General features: G+C 63.1%; 1 protein-coding gene. It reads left to right on the forward strand.

From position 1 onward, the window contains the following. The coding region (locus CAY82_RS25565) for an immunoglobulin-like domain-containing protein (RefSeq protein WP_140399200.1) at positions 1 to 244 on the forward strand (244 nt) is incomplete at both ends.

A 244-nucleotide genomic window follows, 5' to 3' on the forward strand; every position in this document is an offset into this window, starting at 1 on the left:
AGACCCAGGGCAGCGTTGATTTCGAGACCCCGGCCAACGACGTCTACAACAACGGCTCGACCGTTAGCGTGACCATCGAAAGCGCCACGGGCGGTAACTTCGAGCAGTTGGTGCCGAACCCGACGCCAGCTCAGACCACCATCAACGACTCGGTGGACACCACCACCGCGACGCTGACGGCGAACCCGTCGGTGACCGAAGGTGGCGTGATCACTTACACCGTGACCCTGAGCAACCCGGCCCA

This window comes from Pseudomonas sp. SID14000 (assembly GCF_002165135.1).
Taxonomy (GTDB): domain Bacteria; phylum Pseudomonadota; class Gammaproteobacteria; order Pseudomonadales; family Pseudomonadaceae; genus Aquipseudomonas.